This is a genomic window from Amycolatopsis rhabdoformis, assembly GCF_035918295.1.
In the GTDB taxonomy this organism is placed as follows: Bacteria; Actinomycetota; Actinomycetes; order Mycobacteriales; family Pseudonocardiaceae; genus Amycolatopsis; species Amycolatopsis rhabdoformis.
In genome coordinates this window covers 8,238,946-8,257,953 of the sequence record NZ_CP142149.1, presented here as the reverse complement: position 1 = coordinate 8,257,953, position 19,008 = coordinate 8,238,946, and the positions used below count along the sequence as shown (strand labels likewise).

The window sequence follows — 19,008 nt, the reverse complement described above, 5'->3', positions numbered from 1 at the left end:
GGAGCTCACTCGGAGTCCCGGACCAACGCGCGCATGCCCTCTTCGACGGTGATGGTCGGCTCCCAGCCGAGCATCTCGCGGGCCCGCGTGATGTCCGCGGCGCGGCGCGACACCAGCACGTCGCGCTCGTTGAACTGCGGCTGCACGTCGACGCCGACGGCCTCGATGAGGATCTTCGCGAGCGTGGCGATGGACGTGTCCACCCCGGTGCCGATGTTGATCGGCTTGTTCGACTGCTCCGACTCCAGCGCGGCCACGACCGAGCGGGCCAGGTCGGACACGTGTACGAAGTCCATCGACTGGTCGCCGCGGCCGTCGATGATCGGCGGCTGGCCGGCGCGCAGGCGCTGGATGAAGTGGTTGATCACCGACGTGTAGTAGGCCTCGATCTTCTGGCCCGGGCCGTACACGTTGAAGAAGCGCAGCGCGTTCCAGGACAGGCCCTTGGTGCGCTCGTAGAAGCCGAGCATGTCCTCGCCGGCGCGCTTGGAGATGCAGTACGGCGTGAGCGGGCGCAGCTCGTCGTCCTCGTGCATCGGCAGGCGCTTCGGCTCGCCGTACACCGACGCGGTGGACGCGAACACCAGGCGCTCGACACCTTCGTCGGCGGCCGCGGCGAACACGTTGTGGTTGCCGGTCATGTTGATGTCGATCGACTCGTGCGGGTCGGCGATCGACTTGTTGATCGAGACCGTGGCGAAGTGGATCACGTGCGAGCAGCCGCGGATGGCCTCGCGGACCGCTCCGCCGTAGCGCACGTCCTTCTCCACCAGCTCGACCTTGCCGGTGGCCACGAATTCGTTGACGCGAGCGCGGTCGCCGCGGGTCATGTTGTCGAAGATGCGGACGGTGTAGCCGCCGTCGAGCAGCAGCGGGATGACGTGGGCGGCGATGAACCCACCGCCACCGGTGAAGAACACCTTCTTCTCGGACATGGTCGCTGCTTCTCCTCGGTCGGCGATCTTCAGTCGGTCAGGTTCTTCAGCCGAGCGCGTGAACGGCTTCGCGCACCGTGGTCACCACGCGGTCGACCTCGGCTTCGGTGAGCTCCGCGTGCATCGGGATCGCCAGCTGGCGGCGGAACGCGTCGGCGGACACCGGCAGCGGCTGCTGCTCGCCGTACACCGGCTGCAGGTGCGAAGCGTACGTGCCGAAGTTGCACTGCACGCCCTGCTCACGGATCCGCAGGGCCAGCGCGTCGCGGTTCACCTCGGGCGCCACGGTGAGCAGGTAGGCCTGCCACGGGTGCTCGCGGTCGGGCAGCTCCACGGGCGCGGTCAGCGCGTCCACGTCGGCGAACGCCTCGTGGTACCGCTTGGCCACCGCGCGGCGCGCCGCGAGCAGGTCGGGCAGCCGATCGAGCTGCACGCCCATGATGGCGGCCTGGATGTCCGACAGGCGGAAGTTCCAGCCCAGCTCGTGGAACTCGGGGATCGGCAGCGTGCCCGAGCCCTCGCGGCTGATGGCCGGCTCGATGCCGTAGGTGTGCATCTTGCGCGCGTGGGCGATGAGGTCTTCGCGGTTCGACACGAGCGCGCCGCCCTCGCCCGCGGTGATGCCCTTGCGGCCGTGGAAGGAGAACGCGGCGAGGTCGGCGAGGCTGCCGGCCGGGCGCGTCTTGTACGTGGCGCCGGCCGAGCAGGCGGCGTCTTCGAACAGCCACAGACCGTGTTTGTCGGCGATCGCGCGGTACTCGTCGAAGTCACCGGGCAGGCCGGCGACGTCGACGGCGAGGATGCCGACCGTGCGCGGCGTGATCAGGGCTTCGATCGCGGCCGGGTCGGCGCTGAAGATGTCGGGCCGGATGTCGGCGAACACGGGCTTCGCGCCGGCCTGCAGCACGGCGTGGCCGGTGGCCGGGAAGGTGTAGTCGCCGACGATGACCTCGTCGCCGGGCTGCACACCGAGCACCTTGAGGCCGAGGAAGAGCGCGGAGCCGCAGCTGCTCGTGGTGAGCGCGTGCGCCGTGCCCGTGGCTTGCGCGAAGCGCTCTTCGAACCGGCGGCACGCGGGGCCGGCGCCGGCGAGCCAGCCCGAGCGGAACACCTCGGCGACCGCGGCCAGTTCCTCTTCGCCGACCGTCGGCTTCCCGAGCAGCACCGGTTGGTCGGCCGGTTGTCCAGACATCCCCAACTCCTGTTGTTCCGCGCACCGCATGTTGCGCAAGCTCGCCTCGAAGTGTAGAGACGCCCTTCGCCGAGCCGGGCGTGGGGACGAAACCTGCCGGTAACGGGCGTGCGAGCGCCTAGTCTTGCCGCATGCGGATCGGGGTGCTGGGGGCGGTCACGGCGTGGGACGCGGCGGGTGAGCCGGTGTCCGTCGGGGGTCCGCGGGTGCGGGCGTTGCTGGCGCAGCTCGCGCTGGAGGCGGGCAAGTTCGTGTCGGCGGAGCGGCTGATCGACGGCCTCTACGGCGAGCAGCCGCCGGACGGTGCGGCCAACGCGCTGCAGTCGCAGGTGTCGCGGCTGCGCAGTGCGTTGAAGGCGGTGGCGCCGGTGGAGTTCACCGGGGCGGGCTACCGGCTCGTGATCGAGCCCGACGAAGTCGACGTGCACCGCTTCGAGCGCCTCGCCGGCGACGGGCGGCGCGAGCACGCGGCGGGCGACGCAACGCGGGCGAGCGACCTGCTGGGCGAAGCGCTGGCGTTGTGGCGCGGGCCGGCGTTCGCCGACGTGACCGAAGCGCCTTTCGCAGCGACGCAGGCAACCCGGCTCGAGGAACTGCGCGCGGACGCGGCCGGTGACCGGGTGGACGCCGAGATCACGCTCGGCCGGGCGGCGGAGGTGCTCGACGAGCTGCGGACGGTCGTCGCCGCGACGCCGTTGCGGGAACGCTCGCGGGCGCAGCTCGTGCGCGCGCTGCACGCGGCGGGCCGCTCGGCCGAGGCGCTCGCGGCGTTCGAGGACGCGCGGCGCACGCTGGCGGACGAGCTGGGCGCCGACCCCGGGCCCGAGCTCGCCGAAGCGCACCTGGCCGCGCTGCGCAGCGAGCCCGCGGCCGCGTCGGCGCCGTTGCCCGCGCAGCTGACCAGCTTCGTCGGCCGCGACGGCGAGCTGCGGCAGGTCGGCGAGCTGCTGCGGCACGCGCGGCTGGTCACGCTGCTCGGGCCCGGTGGCACGGGCAAAACCCGGCTGGCGGTGGAGGTGGCCACGGTTTCCGCCGGGCCGGCGGCGTTCGTGGAGCTGGCGCCGCACGTCGCGGACGACGTCGGGCAGGCCGTGCTGAGTGCGTTGGGGCTGCGCGAAGGTGCTTCGCCGCTTCGCGGTTCGGGCGTGCAGGACCCGGTGGAACGGCTGGTGTCCGCGCTGCGCGACCAGGCGACGTTGCTGGTGCTGGACAACTGCGAGCACGTGGTCGACGCGGCTGCGCGGCTGCTCGCACGCCTGCTGCCCGCGTGCCCGGGCCTGCGCGTGCTCGCCACGAGCCGTGAGCCGCTCGGCATCACCGGTGAGCAGCTGGCGCCGGTGCCGCGGCTGGCCGTGCCGCCGCCGGGCACCGCCGCGGCCGAGGCGCTCGGCTTCCCGGCGGTGCGGCTGTTCGCCGACCGCGCGGCCGCGAGCGATCCGGCGTTCCGCGTGGACGACGACACGGTCGGCGACGTGCAGCACATCTGCGCGGCCCTCGACGGCCTGCCGCTGGCCCTGGAACTCGCGGCGGCGCGCGTGCGAACGCTGCCGGTCGGCGAGATCGCCGCACGCCTGGAGAACCGTTTCCACCTGCTCGCGCGCGGCAGCCGCACGGCGGAGACGCGGCACCGCTCGCTGCGCGGCGTGGTGGAGTGGAGCTGGGAACTGCTCGACGACGACGAACGCCGCCTCGCCCGCCGCCTCACCGTGTTCTCCGGCGGCGCGACACTCGGGCTGGCCGAGCAGGTGTGCGACGTGCCCGACGCCGTGTCGCTCCTGCCGGGCCTCGCGGACAAGTCGCTGGTCGAGACCACCGGCGATCGGTACCGCATGCTGGAGACGATCCGCGCGTTCTGCGCCGAAAAGCTGGCCGGCTCGGGCGAGAGTGAGCGGTTCTCGGCCGCGCACGCCACCGCGTTTCTCGCACTGGCCGAGGAAGCCGATCCCTTGCTGCGCACCGCCGACCAGCTGCGCTGGCTCGACCGCCTCGACACGGAGTACGACAACCTCGTGGCGGCATTGCGCTGGGCCACCGACGCCGACCTGCCCACCGCGCTGCGCCTCACGGCCGCGCTGGCCACGTACTGGTGGATGCGCGGCCGCCGCTACGAAGGCGCGATGCTGTCGCTCGAGGTCGTGAAGCGGTGCGGCCCTTCAGCTCCCGCGGGCTACGAAGAGCACTTCCTCATGTGCCTGCTCAACGCGATGTCCGGCGCCCCCGACCACGACGCGACCTTGCCGTACCAGTCCACAGTGGAGCGTTACGCCCGCGACATGGCCTGGGCCCCAAGGCATCCCACGCTGAGCCTGCTGCTGGGCGTGGTGATCGGCCCGCCGGCCGACGAGGAGACCCTCTTCACCCGCAGCAGCCTGATGTCCCACGGCGACCCGTGGAGCAGCGCCCTGGTGCCCATGGGCACCGGCCTGCGCGCGATGCTCACCGGCGACCTCGACGAGGCCGAGGCTCGCCTGCGCGAAGGCGAAGTCCGCTACCGCGCCCTCGGCGAACGCTGGGGCCTCTCGATGTGCCTCGACCACCTCTCCCAGCTCCTCACCTGGCGCGGTCGCTGGGACGAGGCCATGGCCGCCATGACCGAGTCCATGGACCTCATGCAGCAACTCGGCGCCGCCGACGACTACGCCGACCTGCTCTGCCGCCGCGCGGACAGCCTGGCTCTCCAAGGCGACGTCGCGGGCGCTCGCGCGGACTACTCGCGGGTGATCGCGTTGGCCCGCCGCTCCGGCATGCCGGAAACACGGGCCTCCGGCTACGTCGGCTTGGCCGCCCTGGCCCGCCGCGACGGCGATCTGGCGGCCTCGCGGTCTCTGGCGGAGCAGGCACTGGCGGAATGCACGAGCGGCTCGTTCTCCGCGGCCGCCGTACGCGCGGCGGCGACCATCGCGTTGGGCTGGGTGGCCGTGGCTTCGGGCCGCGCTGCCGAGGCCCGTGCGTTGCTGCGCGAGGCCGTGCAGACGGCCCAGCAGTGGCAGGACAGCACCGTGCTGGCCTCGGCCCTGGAGTGCGTGGCGGGCGCCGCTCTGCTGGACGCGCACGCCGCGGAAGCCGCCCTGCTCCTGGGCGCCGCGGCGGCCGCCCGCGGCACGGAAATGGTGGGGCAACCGGATGTCACGGCGGTGGCGGACCGGGCTCGCGCGTTGTTGGGGGCGCGGTATGAGGGGTGTTATGCGATGGGGAGGGAGTTGACGGTGCAGAAGGCGCTTACGGAGGCGGGGATTGCTCCGTGACCGGCACTGACCTGCAATGACAGCCACCGTGCGTCTTTCGTGCGCGGATCGTCAGCGCACGCGAGCACCGTCAGGGCCATCGCGAACCACGGAGGCCCACCATGACGATCACTGCACCCAGCAGCCCCGGCGCAACAAGAACCCCCGCCCGCAAAGCCGCCATCATCGGCGTCTGCGTACTTGTCCAGATTCTCACCGCCGTCGACCTGACGGTGTTGCACCTGGCCATCCCGGCGCTCTCCGAGGCGTTGCAGCCCACCACCACACAGGCCCTCTGGATCGCCGACGGGTACGGGTTCGCGTTGGCCGGTCTGCTCATCACGGCGGGCAACATCGGGGACCGGATCGGGCGCAAGAAGCTGCTGCTCACCGGCGCCGCCGTGTTCGGGGTCCTGTCCGTGGCGACCGCGTACGCGCCGAATGCCGAGCTGCTCATCGTGTTGCGCATGCTGCTCGGTGCGAGCGCCGCGACGCTCATGCCCTCCACGCTGTCCATCCTGCGCAACACGTTCACCGGCAAGGAGCGCACGGCGGCGATCGGCGTGTCGAGTGGGCTGACGATTCTCGGGTTCGGGCTGGGGCCGTTGATCGGCGGGGCGTTGCTGAGCCACTTCTGGTGGGGTTCGGTGTTCCTGGTCAACGTGCCGGTGGTCGCGATCCTGATCGGTGTCGGCATCTTCGTGCTGCCGGAGTCGCGCAATCCGCGGCCGGGGCGGTTGGACGGGGTGAGCGTGGTGTTGTCGCTCGTCGGGATTCTCGGGGTGGTCTACGCCATCAAGGAGATCGCCTACGTGGGGCTGAACCACTGGGACGTCTACGCGGCGGCCGTGATCGGCGTCGGGAGTCTCATCGTGTTCGTGGCGCGGCAGCCGCGGTTGGCGGAGCCGTTGATGGACCTGCGCCTGTTCCGCAACCGCGCGTTCTCGACCACCGTGGTCACGACGGTACTCGCCATGTTCGCGCAGCTGGCGGTGAGCGTGATCTCCACGCAGTACTTCCAGCTCGTGAACGGCTGGTCGCCCCTGAAGTCCGGGCTGGCGGGCCTGCCGGGCATGGGCGGGGCGCTGATCGGCGGCACGCTGGGCGCCGTGCTGATCAAGGCGCTCGGGCGGGCCGGGACGGTCACGCTGGGCTGCGTGTCGTCGGCGATCGGGTTCGCGCTCTACAGCCGGACGGACGTCGGCACGGCGTATCCGTACCTGGTGGTCACCATGGTGGTCTTCGGCATCGGCCTCGCGCTGATCCTCACCGTCGCCACGGACACCGTGCTCGGGGTGGTGCCGAGGCACCGGTCGGGGGCCGCGTCGGCGATCTCCGAGACGGCCACGGAGCTCGGTGGCGCGCTCGGCATCGCGGTGCTCGGCAGCGTGCTCGGCTCGCTCTACCGCCAGGGCCTGCCCGCCGACCTGCCGGACACCGCCCGCGAGACGCTGGCCGGCGCGGCCCAGGTGTCCGCACAGCTCCCGGCCGGTCCCGGGGCGCAGCTGCTGCACACGGCGCAGCACGCGTTCATCGGCGGCCTGCAGGTGACGATGCTCGGCGCGGCCGGCCTGATGGTGCTGGTGGCGGGGGTCGCGTGGTTCGCGCTGCGCGGGGTGCCGAAGGTGCTCGACGAGGTCGACTAGGGCCCGCTCCGGTCCGGGTGGACGGCAGTCCACTTCGGACCGGAGTTCGCCAATGGGTCACCTGATCTGTGGGAAACCGCATTTCAGACCACTTGGGCTACGCAGAAGACCGCAAGGTCGCGTAGCCTTTCTGTCCGTGCGTAACGTGGTGGTGATCGGTGGGGGAATCGTCGGCCTGGCCGTGGCGTGGGAGCTGTCCCGCCGGGGGCAGGACGTCACGGTGCTCGAGAAGGAGGGCCGCTGGGCGGCTCACCAGACCGGGCACAACTCCAACGTGGTCCACGCCGGCCTCTACTACAAGCCGGGCTCGTTCAAGGCGCGGATGTCCGTGGCCGGCAACCGGTCCATTGTGGACTTCGCCCGACAGTACGGCGTGCCCGTGGAGGTGTGCGGGAAGCTGGTGGTGGCCACCAGCGAAGCCGAGCTGCCGGCGCTGAACACGCTCGCCGAGCGCGCCGAGGCCAACGGCGTGCCCGCCAAGAAGGTCACACCCGCCGAGGCGCGCGAGTACGAGCCCGAGGTGGCGTGCGTCGGCGCGCTGCGGGTGGAGTCCACGGGCATCATCGACTTCCCGGCCGTCTGCGCCTCCCTCGTGCGCCTGCTCGACGAGGCCGACGCCGACCTGCGCCTCAACACCGAGGTGCTCGGCATCCGGCCGGGGAGCAACGGCGGCGTCGAAGTCGCCACCGCCACGGAAGTCATCCAGGCCGATGCGCTCGTGAACTGCGCCGGCCTGCAGTCCGACCGCGTGGCCGAGCTGGCCGGTGTGAAGCCGAGCGCCCGCATCGTGCCGTTCCGCGGCGAGTACTACGAGCTCAAGCCCGAGCGCCGCCACCTCGTGCGCGGCCTGATCTACCCGGTGCCCGACCCGACGCTGCCGTTCCTCGGCGTGCACCTCACCCGCATGCTCGACGGCAGCGTGCACGCCGGCCCCAACGCCGTGCTCGCGCTGCGCCGCGAGGGCTACCGCTGGGCCGACGTGTCCGTGAAGGACCTCGCCGACGTCGCCCGCTTCCCCGGCGCGTGGCGGCTCGCGCGCAAGTACGCCTACCCGACGGGCCTGGAAGAAGTGCTGCGCTCATTCTCGAAGAAGCGCTTCGCCGCCAGCCTCGCCCGGCTCGTGCCCGCCGTGACCGAGGACGACATCGTGCGCCACGGCTCCGGTGTCCGCGCCCAGGCGCTGCGGCCCGACGGCTCGCTCGTGGACGATTTCCTCATCGAGACCGCCCGCGACCAGGTCCACGTGCTCAACGCCCCGAGCCCCGCCGCCACGAGCGCGCTCGAGATCGCGAAGCACATCGCCGACCAGGTAGCCGCCTGAGCTGCGCAAACAAGATCACGAAAAATTCTTGGGATTTCCGTGAACCGCCGGGCCCCCGGGCCCCGTGTGTTGGCCGCACGCGGCACAACACGCTGGAGGACCGGAAGCCCATGAGCAACAACGCCTCGAACTTCGGTGAAATGGCCACCACGTTCCTGTCGCCCAAGAGCTTGCAGAACCCGGCGGAACTGGGCCGCGTGGTTCAGATGGCGCCGCGCGCCGGCTCGCCGCGGCCGCTGCGGGTCGACGTGGCCGGCGGTGGCCCGGTGGGGCTGATCTTCGCGTGCACGCTGCGTTCGATGCTGGGCGACAAGGTCAAGATCCGCGTGTTCGACCGCCGCTGGACCCGCCGCGACGGCCGCGTGGTCTGGCTGGGCAAGGCCGAGGGCAACAACCGCCGCGAGCAGGTCGTCACCATGCAGAGCAACGTGTGGGGTCAGCTGCCGCTGCTGATGCGCCACCGCCTGTTCACCGCCGGCAACTACTCGGAGATGTGGCCGCTCGGCCCCGACTCCCCCACGCACCGCGGCCGCCCGCGCAACATCAAGGTCCGCTGGATCGAAGACTGCCTGCTGGAAATGGCGCAGGACGTGTACGGCCTCGAGCTGGTGCCCGAGCCCTACGCGCAGCCGAAGTCCTGGGACGGCGTCGACATCCTGGCCATCTGCGACGGCGCCCGCTCGAAGACCCGCGAGGACCTCAAGGAGGCGTTCGGCTCGTCGAGCCGCGACCTCTACTCCGTGGGCGGCAAGCCGCTCGACGAGCACGTGCTCGGCATCCGCATCAAGGGCAAGGTGCCCGACGAGCACACCGTGCCGCTCACCGTGTGCCAGAACCGCTTCCTGTTCAACTCCCTCGGCGGCGGCTTCATCAACATGCGCCTCACCGCCGAAGAGGCCTCGGAAGTGCTGGCCTACGGCGAAAACGGCCCGGTCGAGTGCATCGGCAAGTTCGGCTGCACCATGCGCCCGGACGGCGACAAGTTCGTGTGCGACCGCCACCGCTCGGTGTTCAAGCCCTCGGTGGACACGCTCTCGTTCCTGTGGCCGCGCATCGCCGACGGCGTGAAGTTCTTCGGTGCGACGATGGCCGACATCGTGGGCATCACCTCGTTCAAGCTCGGCATGCAGCAGAACCCGAAGTTCACCGCCCAGCTCGCGCCGGCCACCTACGGCTTCCTGCTCGGTGACGCCGCCAACTCGCTGCATTTCTGGCCGGGCCGCGGCCTCAACACCGGGGTGAAGAGCGCGCAGTCGCTCGCCGCCAACCTCGCCTCGCGCTGGGCCGGGCGCGCCTTCCGCGCCGCCGACTTCGCCCCGCACGAGGGCCTGATGCAGCAGCTGCAGTACCGCGAGAAGTCCCGCGCCTGGACCACGATGGTGATGCCCAACGACGAGGGCGTGGCCTTCGGTATCGAGGACCGCATCCGCGCCGGCCTCACCGGCAAGGAAGACCGGCAGGTGCTGGCCGACACGCTCTACAAGCGACTGCTCGCCGTGAAGTCCCGGCTCGAAGGCCGCATGGGCACGCTGGCCGACGACGCCTGGTACCGCTCGCGCATCAACTCGCTCGACACCAAGACGCTGGCCGTGCTCGTCGAGTCCGGCGCCTGGATCACCCGCGAGATCGGCGGCGAGGAGGTGGCGGTGAACATCGAGGTGCGCCCGGCGAACACCACCGGGGCCACCAACGCCAACGGAACTGCCACCGCCGGCAGCACCAGCAACACCACCAGCGCGGCCGGCGCCATCAACGCCGCCGAGCCGACCCGCCGCGCGCCTTCCCCGCAGCGCCCGGCCCGCCCCGGCACGCGCGTGCCGGTGGCCCGCACCGCGCCGGCTCCGCAGCGCCGCATCGCGCGGGTCTGACGCGTCCGTCCACTCAGGACTAAAGCGGTCAGGCGGGCAGGTTCCCCGACACCAGGGGAACCCCCGCCTTCACCGCGTCGCACGCCTTCGCGGGATCGTCGAGGTAGCCGGACACGATCTGGATCGACGACGTCGGCGTCACGGCCAGGCCGGCGCCGCAGTTCACGCCGCCGGAGTCGTTGAAGTTGCCGAAGATCGACCAGTGGTGGCCGTTGGCGTCGATGGTCGAGATCGGCGGCACGTCCATGCCGGGCCACTGCGTCATCGGCAGGGAGGGGCCGAGCCAGACCTCGAAGGCCTTCTGGCCGCGGTCGCCGTCGGTGTCGTCCCACAGGCAGAACACCGAGTCGGGCACCACGGTCGAGTTCTGCTTCTCACCCTGCGGGCTCACGTGCAGCGACGCGGCCTGCTCGGGTTTCAGCAACGTACAGGGGTCGAGGCCTACCAGCGGCCCGCTCGGCGGCGCGGCGCTGCTCGGCGCGACCGGTGTGATCGGCGGCGCCGGCTGCCCGCCCGGCAGGTGCGCGGCGACCTGCGGCACCGCGAGCTTCGCCGCCTCGCACGCCTTGGTCTCGTCGGGGTTCGACACGCTCACGAAGGCGTAGGACTTCGGGCCGAGCGTGGCGTAGAGGTCGCAGCTGCCCGGGATGAACGAGCCGTAGCGCGTCCACTCGAAGCCGCCGGCCGCGTACGGCGGTGCCTTCACCACGGCGCCCTGCAGGTAGTCGTCCAGCGTCTGGTTCACCGACCAGCCGACGGAGAGGATGGTCAGCGCGGCGCTGTCGTCCTTGCTGCTCCACAGGCACATGGCCGGCGTGCGCAGCTTCTCGCTCGCCGCCTGGCCCTTGCCCGGTGCGCGGTAGCCCAGCGCGTCGGCCTGCTGCCCGTCGATCAGCGAGCACGCGTCCGCCACCGGGATCACCGGTCCCTGGCCCGGCACCGGCTCCGCGGCACCGCCGACCCGCACCGTGCACCCGGCCAGCAGCACGGCGACCCCGGCCACGGCCGCGGCGGCGCGGACTGCTTTCAACCCCATCGGCATTTCCTCCTCCGGCCCGAACCCTAACGGGCCGGAGGGGCTCGCACCGGCTATCCGCGGAAACGGCAGCGGCCGGGACCCAGCAGGGCCCCGGCCGCGCGAAACATCCGCCGATCAGCGCTTCTTCGGCTCCAGCACCTCGCGGCCGCCGACGAAGGGCCGCAGGGCCTCGGGCACGCGCACCGAGCCGTCTTCCTGCTGGTGGTTCTCGATGATCGCCACGATCCAGCGCGTGGTGGCCAGCGTGCCGTTGAGCGTGGCCGCGATCTGCGGCTTGCCGTTGTCGTCGCGGTAGCGCACGGACAGGCGGCGGGCCTGGAACGTGGTGCAGTTCGACGTGGACGTGAGCTCGCGGTAGGTCTCCTGCGTCGGCACCCAGGCCTCGCAGTCGAACTTGCGGTGCGCCGACGTGCCGAGGTCACCCGTCGCCGTGTCGATGACCCGGTAGGGCACCTCGATCTTGGCGAGCATCTGCTCTTCCCAGCCGAGCAGGCGCTCGTGCTCCGCCTCGGCGTCGGCCGGCTTCGTGTAGACGAACATCTCGACCTTGTCGAACTGGTGCACGCGGATGATGCCGCGGGTGTCCTTGCCGTACGAGCCGGCTTCGCGCCGGTAGCACGAGGACCAGCCGGCGTAGCGGCGCGCGCCGTCGCCGAGCTCGAGGATCTCGTCGGCGTGGAAGCCGGCGAGCGGGACCTCGGAGGTGCCCACGAGGTACAGGTCGTCGTCGGCCAGCCGGTAGATCTCCGACGCGTGGGAGCCGAGGAAGCCGGTGCCGGCCATGATCTCCGGGCGCACCAGCGAGGGCGTGATCATCGGCGTGAAGCCGTTCTCGAGCGCCTGCGCGATGGCCATGTTGAGCAGGCCGAGCTGCAGCTGCGCGCCGACGCCGGAGAGGAAGTAGAACCGCGAGCCAGACACCTTCGCGCCGCGCTCCATGTCGACGGCGCCGAGGCCCTCCATGAGGTCCAGGTGGTCGCGCGGGGTGAAGTCGAACTTCGTCGGCTCGCCGACGGTCTTGAGCACGGTGAAGTCGTCTTCGCCGCCCACCGGCGCGTCGGGGTGCACCAGGTTCGGCACGGTGCGGAAGAGCGTGTCGAACTCCTCCGAGGCCTCCGTCTGCTCGACCTCGGCGGACTTGACCTGGGCGGACAGGTCCTTGGCGCGAGCCAGCAGCTCGGCCTTCTCCTCGGGAGCGGCCTTCGGCACGAGCTTGCTCAGAGACTTCTGCTCGGCCCGCAGCTTGTCGGCGTTGGCGATCGCGGAGCGGCGGCGGGAGTCGAAGCCGAGCAGCTTGTCGACCACTCCTTCGTCCTCACCACGGGCACGCTGCGACGCGCGCACGGCTTCCGGGTCTTCGCGCAGAGTCCTGGGGTCAATCACGGAACAGAAGGGTAGTCGCAGGCCAGCAGGGCCGTGCTCCTGGCCGTCCACGGACAAACTGTGCGGGCCTCGGGCGAGTACGGAGCAGTCTGATCGTTGTCGCCCGTTTCCGGCCCTGCCCATACTCCGAGGAGGCCGAGACGACAGGAGATGGACATGACCGACGAGCTGCTCGCCCGGCACCGAGCGGTACTGCCGTCCTGGATGGCGTTGTTCTACGACGAGCCGATCGAGATCGTCCACGCGCAGGACCGCCGGGTCACCGACTCGAGCGGCCGCACCTACCTCGACTTCTTCGCCGGCGTGCTCACCAACTCGATGGGCTACGACGTCGCCGAGATCAGCGACGCCGTGCGCAAGCAGCTCGACACCGGCGTGCTGCACACCTCCACGCTGTACCTGATCCGTTCGCAGGTGGAGCTGGCCGAGCGGATCGCGAAGCTGTCCGGCATCCCCGACGCGAAGGTGTTCTTCACCAACTCCGGCAGCGAGGCCAACGACACCGCGCTGATGCTGGCCACGCAGTACCGGCGCAGCAACCAGGTGCTGGCGATGCGCAACTCCTACCACGGCCGCTCCTTCGGCACGATCGCCATCACCGGCAACCGCGGCTGGTCCGCGTCGTCGCTTTCGCCGGTGAAGGTCAACTACGTGCACGGCGGCTACCGCTACCGCAGCCCGTTCCGCGAGCTGTCGGACGCGGCCTACATCGACGCCTGCGTGGCCGACCTCGTCGACGTGCTCGAGACCGCGACCGCCGGCGACGTCGCCTGCCTGGTCGCCGAGCCGATCCAGGGCGTCGGCGGCTTCTCGGCTCCGCCGGACGGCCTGTACCGGGCCATGAAGGAGGTGCTGGACGCCTCCGGGATCCTCTTCGTCTCCGACGAGGTGCAGACCGGCTGGGGCCGCACCGGCTCGCACTTCTGGGGCATCCAGGCCCACGGCGTGGTGCCGGACATGATGACCTTCGCCAAGGGCCTCGGCAACGGCCTGGCCATCGGCGGCGTCGTCGGCCGCGGCGACGTGGTCGACGCCATCAACGCCCAGTCCATCTCCACCTTCGGCGGCAACCCGGTCGCCATGGCCGGCGCGACCGCGGTGCTCGACTACATCACCGACCACAACCTGCAGGCCAACTGCGAAGCCCGCGGCAACCAGCTGCTCTCCGGCCTGCGCGCCGCGGACAACCCGCTCGTCGGCGAGGTGCGCGGCAAGGGCCTGATGGTGGGCCTCGAACTGGTGGAACCCGGCACGCGGACGCCGAACGTGCGCGCCGCCAAGCAGATGCTGGAGGAGACGCGGGCCCGTGGCCTGCTCATCGGGAAGGGCGGGCTGCACAACAACGTGCTGCGCCTGGGCCCGCCGATGACCCTCACGGAAGCCGAAGCCCAGGAGGGCCTGGAGATCCTGGTGGACGCGCTGGCCGCCACGCACGCCGCGCTTTCCTGATCGACGGCCGCTGACGTCCTGCTTCAAGCTGGGAAGGGCGCCTTCAGGGACTCTGCTTCCCTCAAGGCGCCCTTCACCGCATCTGGACCCGGCTGTGGACAACCGCCGCCCTTGTGGACAACCGGCCCCGAGCGCGGCTTCGACTCCCGAAACCGTCGCCCCTCACCGGTAGCGTGGAAAACGGGGGCTGCTCAACACCGCGCGGTGCCCAACCTCAGCGGCGCACGAACCTCGCCACGTGCTCCGCCAACTCCTCACCAGCGTCTTCCTGCAGAAAGTGCCCCGCCCCCTTGATCACCGGGTGCTCACGCTTCGCCGCGCCCGGCATCGTCCGCTGCAGGATCGGTCCCATCGCGCCCGTGATCGGGTCGCCGTCGGAGAACGCCACCAGGAACGGCACCTCCAGCGAGGTCAACGTCCGCCAGGCCGCGCGGTTCGCCTCCGAGGCCGGGTTGTCCGGCCGGTACGGCACCAGCCCCGGCATCGCGCGCGGGCCGGCCTTGTACATCTCGTTGGGGAACGGCGCGTCGTAAGCCGCGCGCACGGAATCGGACAGATTGGTCCGGCACCCGGACTGGATGGACCGGCCGATGTCCAGCACCTGCGCGTTCTCCACCGCCGCCCGGAACTGGTGCCACACCTCAGGCATGTCCTGGTCCCCGGTCGGCAGCCCGGTGTTGGCCGCGACCACGCCGGCGAAGCGCGAAGCGTTCTCCGCCACCAGCCGCAGCCCGATCAGCCCGCCCCAGTCCTGGCCGACCAGCGTGACGTCGGACAGGTCCAGCGCGTCGAACGCGAACCCGCGCATCCACGACACGTGCCGCTCGTAGGTGTGGTCCACCATGTCGTTCGGCTTGTCCGACCGGCCGAAACCCACGAGGTCGGGCGCGATCGCGCGCAGGCCGGCGTCGGCCAGCACCGGCAGCATCTTGCGGTAGAGGTAGGACCAGCTGGGCTCGCCGTGCAGGAGCAGCACCGGCGGGCCGTCGGCGGGGCCGGCTTCGACGTAGCCGACTCTGATCAGTCCGCCATCGGGATCGGCGAGCTCCGCGTACCGCGGCTCGTAGGGAAAATCGGGCAGGTCCGCGAACCGGTCTTCCGGCGTCCTGAGCAGTCGCACGGTTCCACGCTAGTGGGAACCGTGCGACAAAGCAGCAGTCAGGAAATTCCCACCGCGACCACGAGGCCCAGGCCGAGGTGCGCGGCGGCGACCACGATGCTGGCCGGTGCGAACTTCTCGCTCTCGATGGTGGAGCCCACGTCGATGCGCGTGGCCCACTCGAGCAGCCGCACGGCGATCACCTGCACGACGATGCCGAGCAGGCCGTAGACCAGCGACGTGATCAGGCCTTCGGTGAGGTCGCTCGCGGAGTTGAAGATCGCGACGACCACGATGAACGCCATCGACAGCAGGCCGGACGCGGTCACGATCACCGCGTTGGGCAGCCCGCGGTGCACGAGCTGCGAGAGCTTGCCCGGGGTCGTCCAGTCGATCGCGTAGAACCCGGCGAACATCAGGAGCAGGCCGACGACGCCGTACAACAGGATCGCGCCGACCCCCCGCAGGAGGTCGGAGCCGAACGTGTCGGACAGCGCAAGGGTCGTGGTCACAGGGGTCTCCCAGAACGATCAGAGCGAAATCGTGCAGATCAGGCGGGGAGGTTGTATCACGACTCGGGGATGCGGTGCGGGACGAACGCCGCACCGTCGTCGGTGACCAGGCCGCTCGTCTCGCGGATGCCCAGCCCGGCCGAGGAGTCCCCGACGATCCACGCGCCGAGCGCGGGCCGGTAGCCGTCGAACTCGGGCAGCGGGTCGAAGGCCTGGTACACGTAGCCCTCGGCGCCGTAGACACCGTCGGTCTGCGTCTCGTAGCCGGTGGCCACGATCTGCACGTTGGCGCCTTCCCGGCCCAGCTTCGGCTTGCGCACGTACTCCGTGAGCAGGCCCGGGTCGTCGGTGAACGCCGGCAGCAGGTTCGGGTGGCCGGGGTAGTTCTCCCACAGCACGGCCAGCAGTGCCTTGTTCGACAGCAGCATCTTCCACAGCGGCTCGACCCACAACGTGCGCGGCATCGTCTCCACGGCGAAGCGGCCGAACTCCTCGTCCACCACCCATTCCCACGGGTAGAGCTTCACGACCGTGGCCATCTGCGACTCTTCGAGGTCCACGAACCGCTTGAGCACCGGGTCCCAGCCGATCTCCTCGATCGAGAGCCCCACGGTGTCGAGCCCGGCCTCGGCGGCCGTCTCCTGCAGGTACGCGGTGGTCACGTGGTCTTCGCCCGACGGGTCGGCCGAGGACCACGTGAAGTGCAGCTCGTTGGACGGCAGCTTGTCGCCGATCTCGCGCCAGCGCTCGACGAGCTTCTCGTGGATGGAGTTCCACTGGTCGTCGTTCTCGAACACGGTGGTCTTCCAATGCCACTGCAGCACCGACGCCTCGAGCAGCGTGGTGGGCGTGTCCGCGTTGTACTCCAGCAGCTTGGCCGGCGACTTGCCGTCGTAGCGCAGGTCGAAGCGGCCGTAGACGTGCGGGTCCTGGCGCTTCCACGACTCGGCGATGTGCGGCCACACCCACTCCGGGATGCCGAAGCGGCGGTAGCCCTCGGTGGTCACGACGTTGTCCACGGCCTCGAGGCACATGGAGTGCAGCAGTTCGACGTCGGCTTCGAGCGAGAGCACCTCGTCCATGTCGAAGACGTAGTGCACGGACTCGTCCCAGTACGGGCGGGCCTTGCCGGCGCCGTCGCGCGCCGGGGTGCCGTAGACGAGGCCCTGCTCCTCCACGATCCGCTGCCAGTCGCGCCGCGGCTCGCTCCGGTCCCGGTACACCTACGAGCCCCCGCTCTTGCCGGTGCCGCCCGTGCCGCCGGACGTGCCCGTCTTGCCGCTGATGCCGAAACCGCCGCGTTGCACCGATTTGCCCGACTTGGTGGAGACGTTCGTGTTCCCCGAGGGCGCGGTGAAGGACCCGCCGGTCACGCGCTGGCCGATGGTGCCGGTGCCGCCGTAGTTGTAGCGGTACTGCGAGTAGCCGCCGCCGACCAGCGGCACGAACCAGATGCCGCCGCTGGAGTAGCCGTGGTGCTGGCTGACGTAGGTCTCGTCGCAGTACTGGTCGTTCTGGATCACACCGTTGGCGTCGGTGCAGACCGCGGTCTCGTTGGTCGGCTTCGCCACCGTGTAGAACGTGGCGACGAGACCGGCCAGGCCCACGGCGACACCGCTGCCGATGAGCACCTTGTGCTTGGTGGCCGCCCGCTGGTCGGCCTTGCGCGCGACCTCGGCGGCTTCGGCTTCTTCGCGTTCCTGGTCCGCGATCGCCTGCCGGCGCGCCCGCTGCTCGGCGAGCGAGGGTTCCTTGGGCCGGGTCGAGTCGTCCTGGAACCGCATCGAGCCACGCTGGGTGGGCTCCGTTGGCGGATCCTGGGGTGGCTGGGCCCCGCTGTTGTCGTCCTGCGTCATCTGCGCTCCGTAATCCCCCGGCACCGCGAAGTCTCTTCCCACACTAACGACCCGGGACGCGCACGGCTCGCGCGGCGCGGGCATCATGGGTATCGATGTCTCCCGACGCCGAGCGGTTCCGCTCGCCCCTGCAGACCCTGACCACCCGCGTGGTGATGGCCGGGGTGTTCCTGGGCGCCGTGATCGCGCTCGCGCTGTCGGTCACATTCTCCTGGACCGACGCGCTCGCGGGCGGCGCCGGCGGCGGTGAAGGCCGGCTCTCGGCCGCGGCCAAGGAGGCGTTCTCCTCGCCGCCCGGCAGCTGCCTGACCTGGAGCGCGCCGGACGCGTCCGACGTGCGCAAGGTGCCGTGCACCCAGTCGCACCTGTTCGAGGTCACCGGCCTGGCCGACGTCGGCGCGCAGTACAACGCCGAAGCGCCGTTCCCGAACCTCGACCAGTGGCAGCAGATCGCGCAGGCGAAGTGCAACGCCGACGTCACGCCGTACCTCGGCCACTCGCTCGACCCGTACGGCAAGCTCACCACCAACCTGCTGCGCCCGAGCGCCGACCAGTGGGCCGACGGCGACCGTCAGCTGCGCTGCGGCCTCCAGTGGGCCGGTCCCGGCGGCGGCCTGCAGCCCACCACCGGCCCGGCGAAGACGCAGGACCAGTCGGCCGTGTGGGCGCCGGGCACCTGCCTCGCGCTGGTGGGCAAGGGCGTGGGCGACCCGATCGACTGCGGCCGGCCCCACTCCTACGAGATCATCGCGACGCTCGACCTGGCCACGCAGTTCAAGGACGGCTACCCCGACCAGGGCAAGCAGAACAAGTGGCTCGACACCGAGTGCAACAAGGCCGCCGACACCTACACCGGCAAGGCCGACCTGAAGGCGAAGAAGCTCACCCTCGGCTGGGACCTGCGGGAGCAGGAGAGCTGGGACGCCGGGTCCACCAAGGTCAACTGCAAGGTGGCCGCCACCCTGTCCGACGGCAGCGGCTTCCAGGCCGTGACCGGCAGCGTGAAGGACAACGCCGGCCAGCCCGACGCCGACGGCCCGCCCTCGGACAACGGCGGCGGCGACAGCAGCCCGCCGCCGAGCACCACCGGGTCCCGCTGACATGCCGGTGGAAATGACCCGTGCGCGCTTCGAGGAGCTCGTGTCCGACGCGTTGGACCAGGTGCCGCCGAAGTTCGCCGAAGCCGTGGACAACGTGGTGGTGCTGGTCGAGGAGTTCAACGAGGAGTCCCCGACCATCCTGGGCCTCTACCACGGCGTCGCCCTCACCCGGCGCACCACCGACTACGGCGGGGTGCTGCCCGACCGCATCTCGATCTACCGCCGGCCCATCCTGTGGATGTGCCACACGGAGGACGAGGTCGTGGAGCAGGTGCTCATCACGGTGCTGCACGAGCTGGGCCACTACTTCGGCATCGACGACGAGCGCCTGCACGAACTCGGCTGGGGCTGAGCGCGGCTGCTTCGGCCGCGCAGATGACGAAT

Annotated in this window: 15 protein-coding genes; 7 read left to right on the top strand and 8 right to left on the bottom strand. The window is 70.8% G+C overall.

What is annotated here, in order from left to right:
* Positions 1-5: 5 nt before the first annotated feature.
* Both VSH64_RS38105 and VSH64_RS38100 read right to left on the bottom strand, forming a co-directional pair.
* Complete coding sequence (locus VSH64_RS38105; RefSeq protein ID WP_326567599.1) at positions 6-935, bottom strand: NAD-dependent epimerase/dehydratase family protein; 930 nt, start codon at positions 933-935, stop codon at positions 6-8.
* Between the two features lie 46 nt (positions 936-981).
* On the bottom strand, positions 982-2,127 hold the full coding sequence (locus VSH64_RS38100; protein WP_326567598.1) for a DegT/DnrJ/EryC1/StrS family aminotransferase: 1,146 nt from the start codon (positions 2,125-2,127) through the stop codon (positions 982-984).
* A 131-nt stretch (positions 2,128-2,258) separates the two neighbouring features.
* On the opposite strand from VSH64_RS38100, the gene VSH64_RS38095 reads away from it, so the two are divergent.
* The 4 genes from VSH64_RS38095 to VSH64_RS38080 all read left to right on the top strand — a co-directional run bounded on the left by VSH64_RS38095 (position 2,259) and on the right by VSH64_RS38080 (position 10,186).
* Entirely contained in the window at positions 2,259-5,372 is a 3,114-nt protein-coding gene (locus tag VSH64_RS38095; protein WP_326567597.1) for a BTAD domain-containing putative transcriptional regulator, read from the top strand.
* Positions 5,373-5,473: 101 nt separating this feature from the next.
* Positions 5,474-6,997, top strand: coding sequence for an MFS transporter (locus VSH64_RS38090; RefSeq protein WP_326567596.1), 1,524 nt, complete (start codon positions 5,474-5,476; stop codon positions 6,995-6,997).
* Between the two features lie 136 nt (positions 6,998-7,133).
* The gene (gene lhgO / locus VSH64_RS38085; protein WP_326567595.1) at positions 7,134-8,318 is read left to right on the top strand and encodes an L-2-hydroxyglutarate oxidase; all 1,185 of its coding nucleotides are present in this window, start codon (positions 7,134-7,136) and stop codon (positions 8,316-8,318) included.
* A gap of 110 nt (positions 8,319-8,428) precedes the next feature.
* Positions 8,429-10,186: a hypothetical protein gene (locus VSH64_RS38080; protein ID WP_326567594.1), complete on the top strand. Its 1,758-nt coding sequence runs from the start codon at positions 8,429-8,431 to the stop codon at positions 10,184-10,186.
* A gap of 28 nt (positions 10,187-10,214) precedes the next feature.
* Here the strand turns inward: VSH64_RS38080 and VSH64_RS38075 are convergent, their stop codons facing one another.
* Both VSH64_RS38075 and serS read right to left on the bottom strand, forming a co-directional pair.
* On the bottom strand, positions 10,215-11,222 hold the full coding sequence (locus tag VSH64_RS38075) for a DUF3558 family protein (RefSeq protein WP_326567593.1): 1,008 nt from the start codon (positions 11,220-11,222) through the stop codon (positions 10,215-10,217).
* A 117-nt stretch (positions 11,223-11,339) separates the two neighbouring features.
* A complete protein-coding gene (gene serS / locus VSH64_RS38070) occupies positions 11,340-12,608 on the bottom strand; it encodes a serine--tRNA ligase (RefSeq protein WP_326567592.1) in 1,269 nt (422 codons plus the stop codon).
* A 156-nt stretch (positions 12,609-12,764) separates the two neighbouring features.
* On the opposite strand from serS, the gene VSH64_RS38065 reads away from it, so the two are divergent.
* On the top strand, positions 12,765-14,057 hold the full coding sequence (locus VSH64_RS38065; RefSeq protein WP_326567591.1) for an aspartate aminotransferase family protein: 1,293 nt from the start codon (positions 12,765-12,767) through the stop codon (positions 14,055-14,057).
* A 214-nt stretch (positions 14,058-14,271) separates the two neighbouring features.
* On the opposite strand, the gene VSH64_RS38060 is transcribed toward VSH64_RS38065, so the two are convergent.
* Genes VSH64_RS38060 through VSH64_RS38045 form a run of 4 tightly spaced genes read right to left on the bottom strand, consistent with a single transcriptional unit; the run spans position 14,272 to position 17,452 of the window.
* Positions 14,272-15,177 carry a haloalkane dehalogenase gene (locus tag VSH64_RS38060; RefSeq protein ID WP_326567590.1) on the bottom strand — a complete coding sequence of 302 codons (906 nt, stop codon included), beginning with the start codon at positions 15,175-15,177 and terminating at the stop codon, positions 14,272-14,274.
* A 38-nt stretch (positions 15,178-15,215) separates the two neighbouring features.
* Entirely contained in the window at positions 15,216-15,668 is a 453-nt protein-coding gene (locus VSH64_RS38055) for a DUF350 domain-containing protein (RefSeq protein ID WP_326567589.1), read from the bottom strand.
* A gap of 56 nt (positions 15,669-15,724) precedes the next feature.
* On the bottom strand, positions 15,725-16,891 hold the full coding sequence (locus VSH64_RS38050) for a glutathionylspermidine synthase family protein (protein ID WP_326567588.1): 1,167 nt from the start codon (positions 16,889-16,891) through the stop codon (positions 15,725-15,727).
* Positions 16,892-17,452: a hypothetical protein gene (locus tag VSH64_RS38045; protein WP_326567587.1), complete on the bottom strand. Its 561-nt coding sequence runs from the start codon at positions 17,450-17,452 to the stop codon at positions 16,892-16,894.
* Between the two features lie 167 nt (positions 17,453-17,619).
* Here VSH64_RS38045 and VSH64_RS38040 point away from each other — a divergent pair, with 167 nt between their 5' ends.
* Positions 17,620-18,624: a septum formation family protein gene (locus VSH64_RS38040; protein WP_326567586.1), complete on the top strand. Its 1,005-nt coding sequence runs from the start codon at positions 17,620-17,622 to the stop codon at positions 18,622-18,624.
* Between the two features lies 1 nt (position 18,625).
* Complete coding sequence (locus VSH64_RS38035; RefSeq protein ID WP_326567585.1) at positions 18,626-18,976, top strand: metallopeptidase family protein; 351 nt, start codon at positions 18,626-18,628, stop codon at positions 18,974-18,976.
* The last annotated feature ends 32 nt before the right edge of the window (positions 18,977-19,008 follow it).

What these genes read in the sequence shown, in the direction of transcription:
- VSH64_RS38105 (WP_326567599.1), bottom strand. Translation starts at nt 935, where the DNA reads ATGTCCGAGAAGAAGGTGTTCTTCACCGGTGGCGGTGGGTTCATCGCC.
- VSH64_RS38080 (WP_326567594.1), top strand. Translation starts at nt 8,429, where the DNA reads ATGAGCAACAACGCCTCGAACTTCGGTGAAATGGCCACCACGTTCCTG.
- VSH64_RS38045 (WP_326567587.1), bottom strand. Translation starts at nt 17,452, where the DNA reads ATGCGGTTCCAGGACGACTCGACCCGGCCCAAGGAACCCTCGCTCGCC.
- VSH64_RS38090 (WP_326567596.1), top strand. Translation starts at nt 5,474, where the DNA reads ATGACGATCACTGCACCCAGCAGCCCCGGCGCAACAAGAACCCCCGCC.
- VSH64_RS38095 (WP_326567597.1), top strand. Translation starts at nt 2,259, where the DNA reads ATGCGGATCGGGGTGCTGGGGGCGGTCACGGCGTGGGACGCGGCGGGT.
- VSH64_RS38075 (WP_326567593.1), bottom strand. Translation starts at nt 11,222, where the DNA reads ATGGGGTTGAAAGCAGTCCGCGCCGCCGCGGCCGTGGCCGGGGTCGCC.
- VSH64_RS38040 (WP_326567586.1), top strand. Translation starts at nt 17,620, where the DNA reads ATGTCTCCCGACGCCGAGCGGTTCCGCTCGCCCCTGCAGACCCTGACC.
- VSH64_RS38035 (WP_326567585.1), top strand. Translation starts at nt 18,626, where the DNA reads ATGCCGGTGGAAATGACCCGTGCGCGCTTCGAGGAGCTCGTGTCCGAC.
- VSH64_RS38065 (WP_326567591.1), top strand. Translation starts at nt 12,765, where the DNA reads ATGACCGACGAGCTGCTCGCCCGGCACCGAGCGGTACTGCCGTCCTGG.
- VSH64_RS38100 (WP_326567598.1), bottom strand. Translation starts at nt 2,127, where the DNA reads ATGTCTGGACAACCGGCCGACCAACCGGTGCTGCTCGGGAAGCCGACG.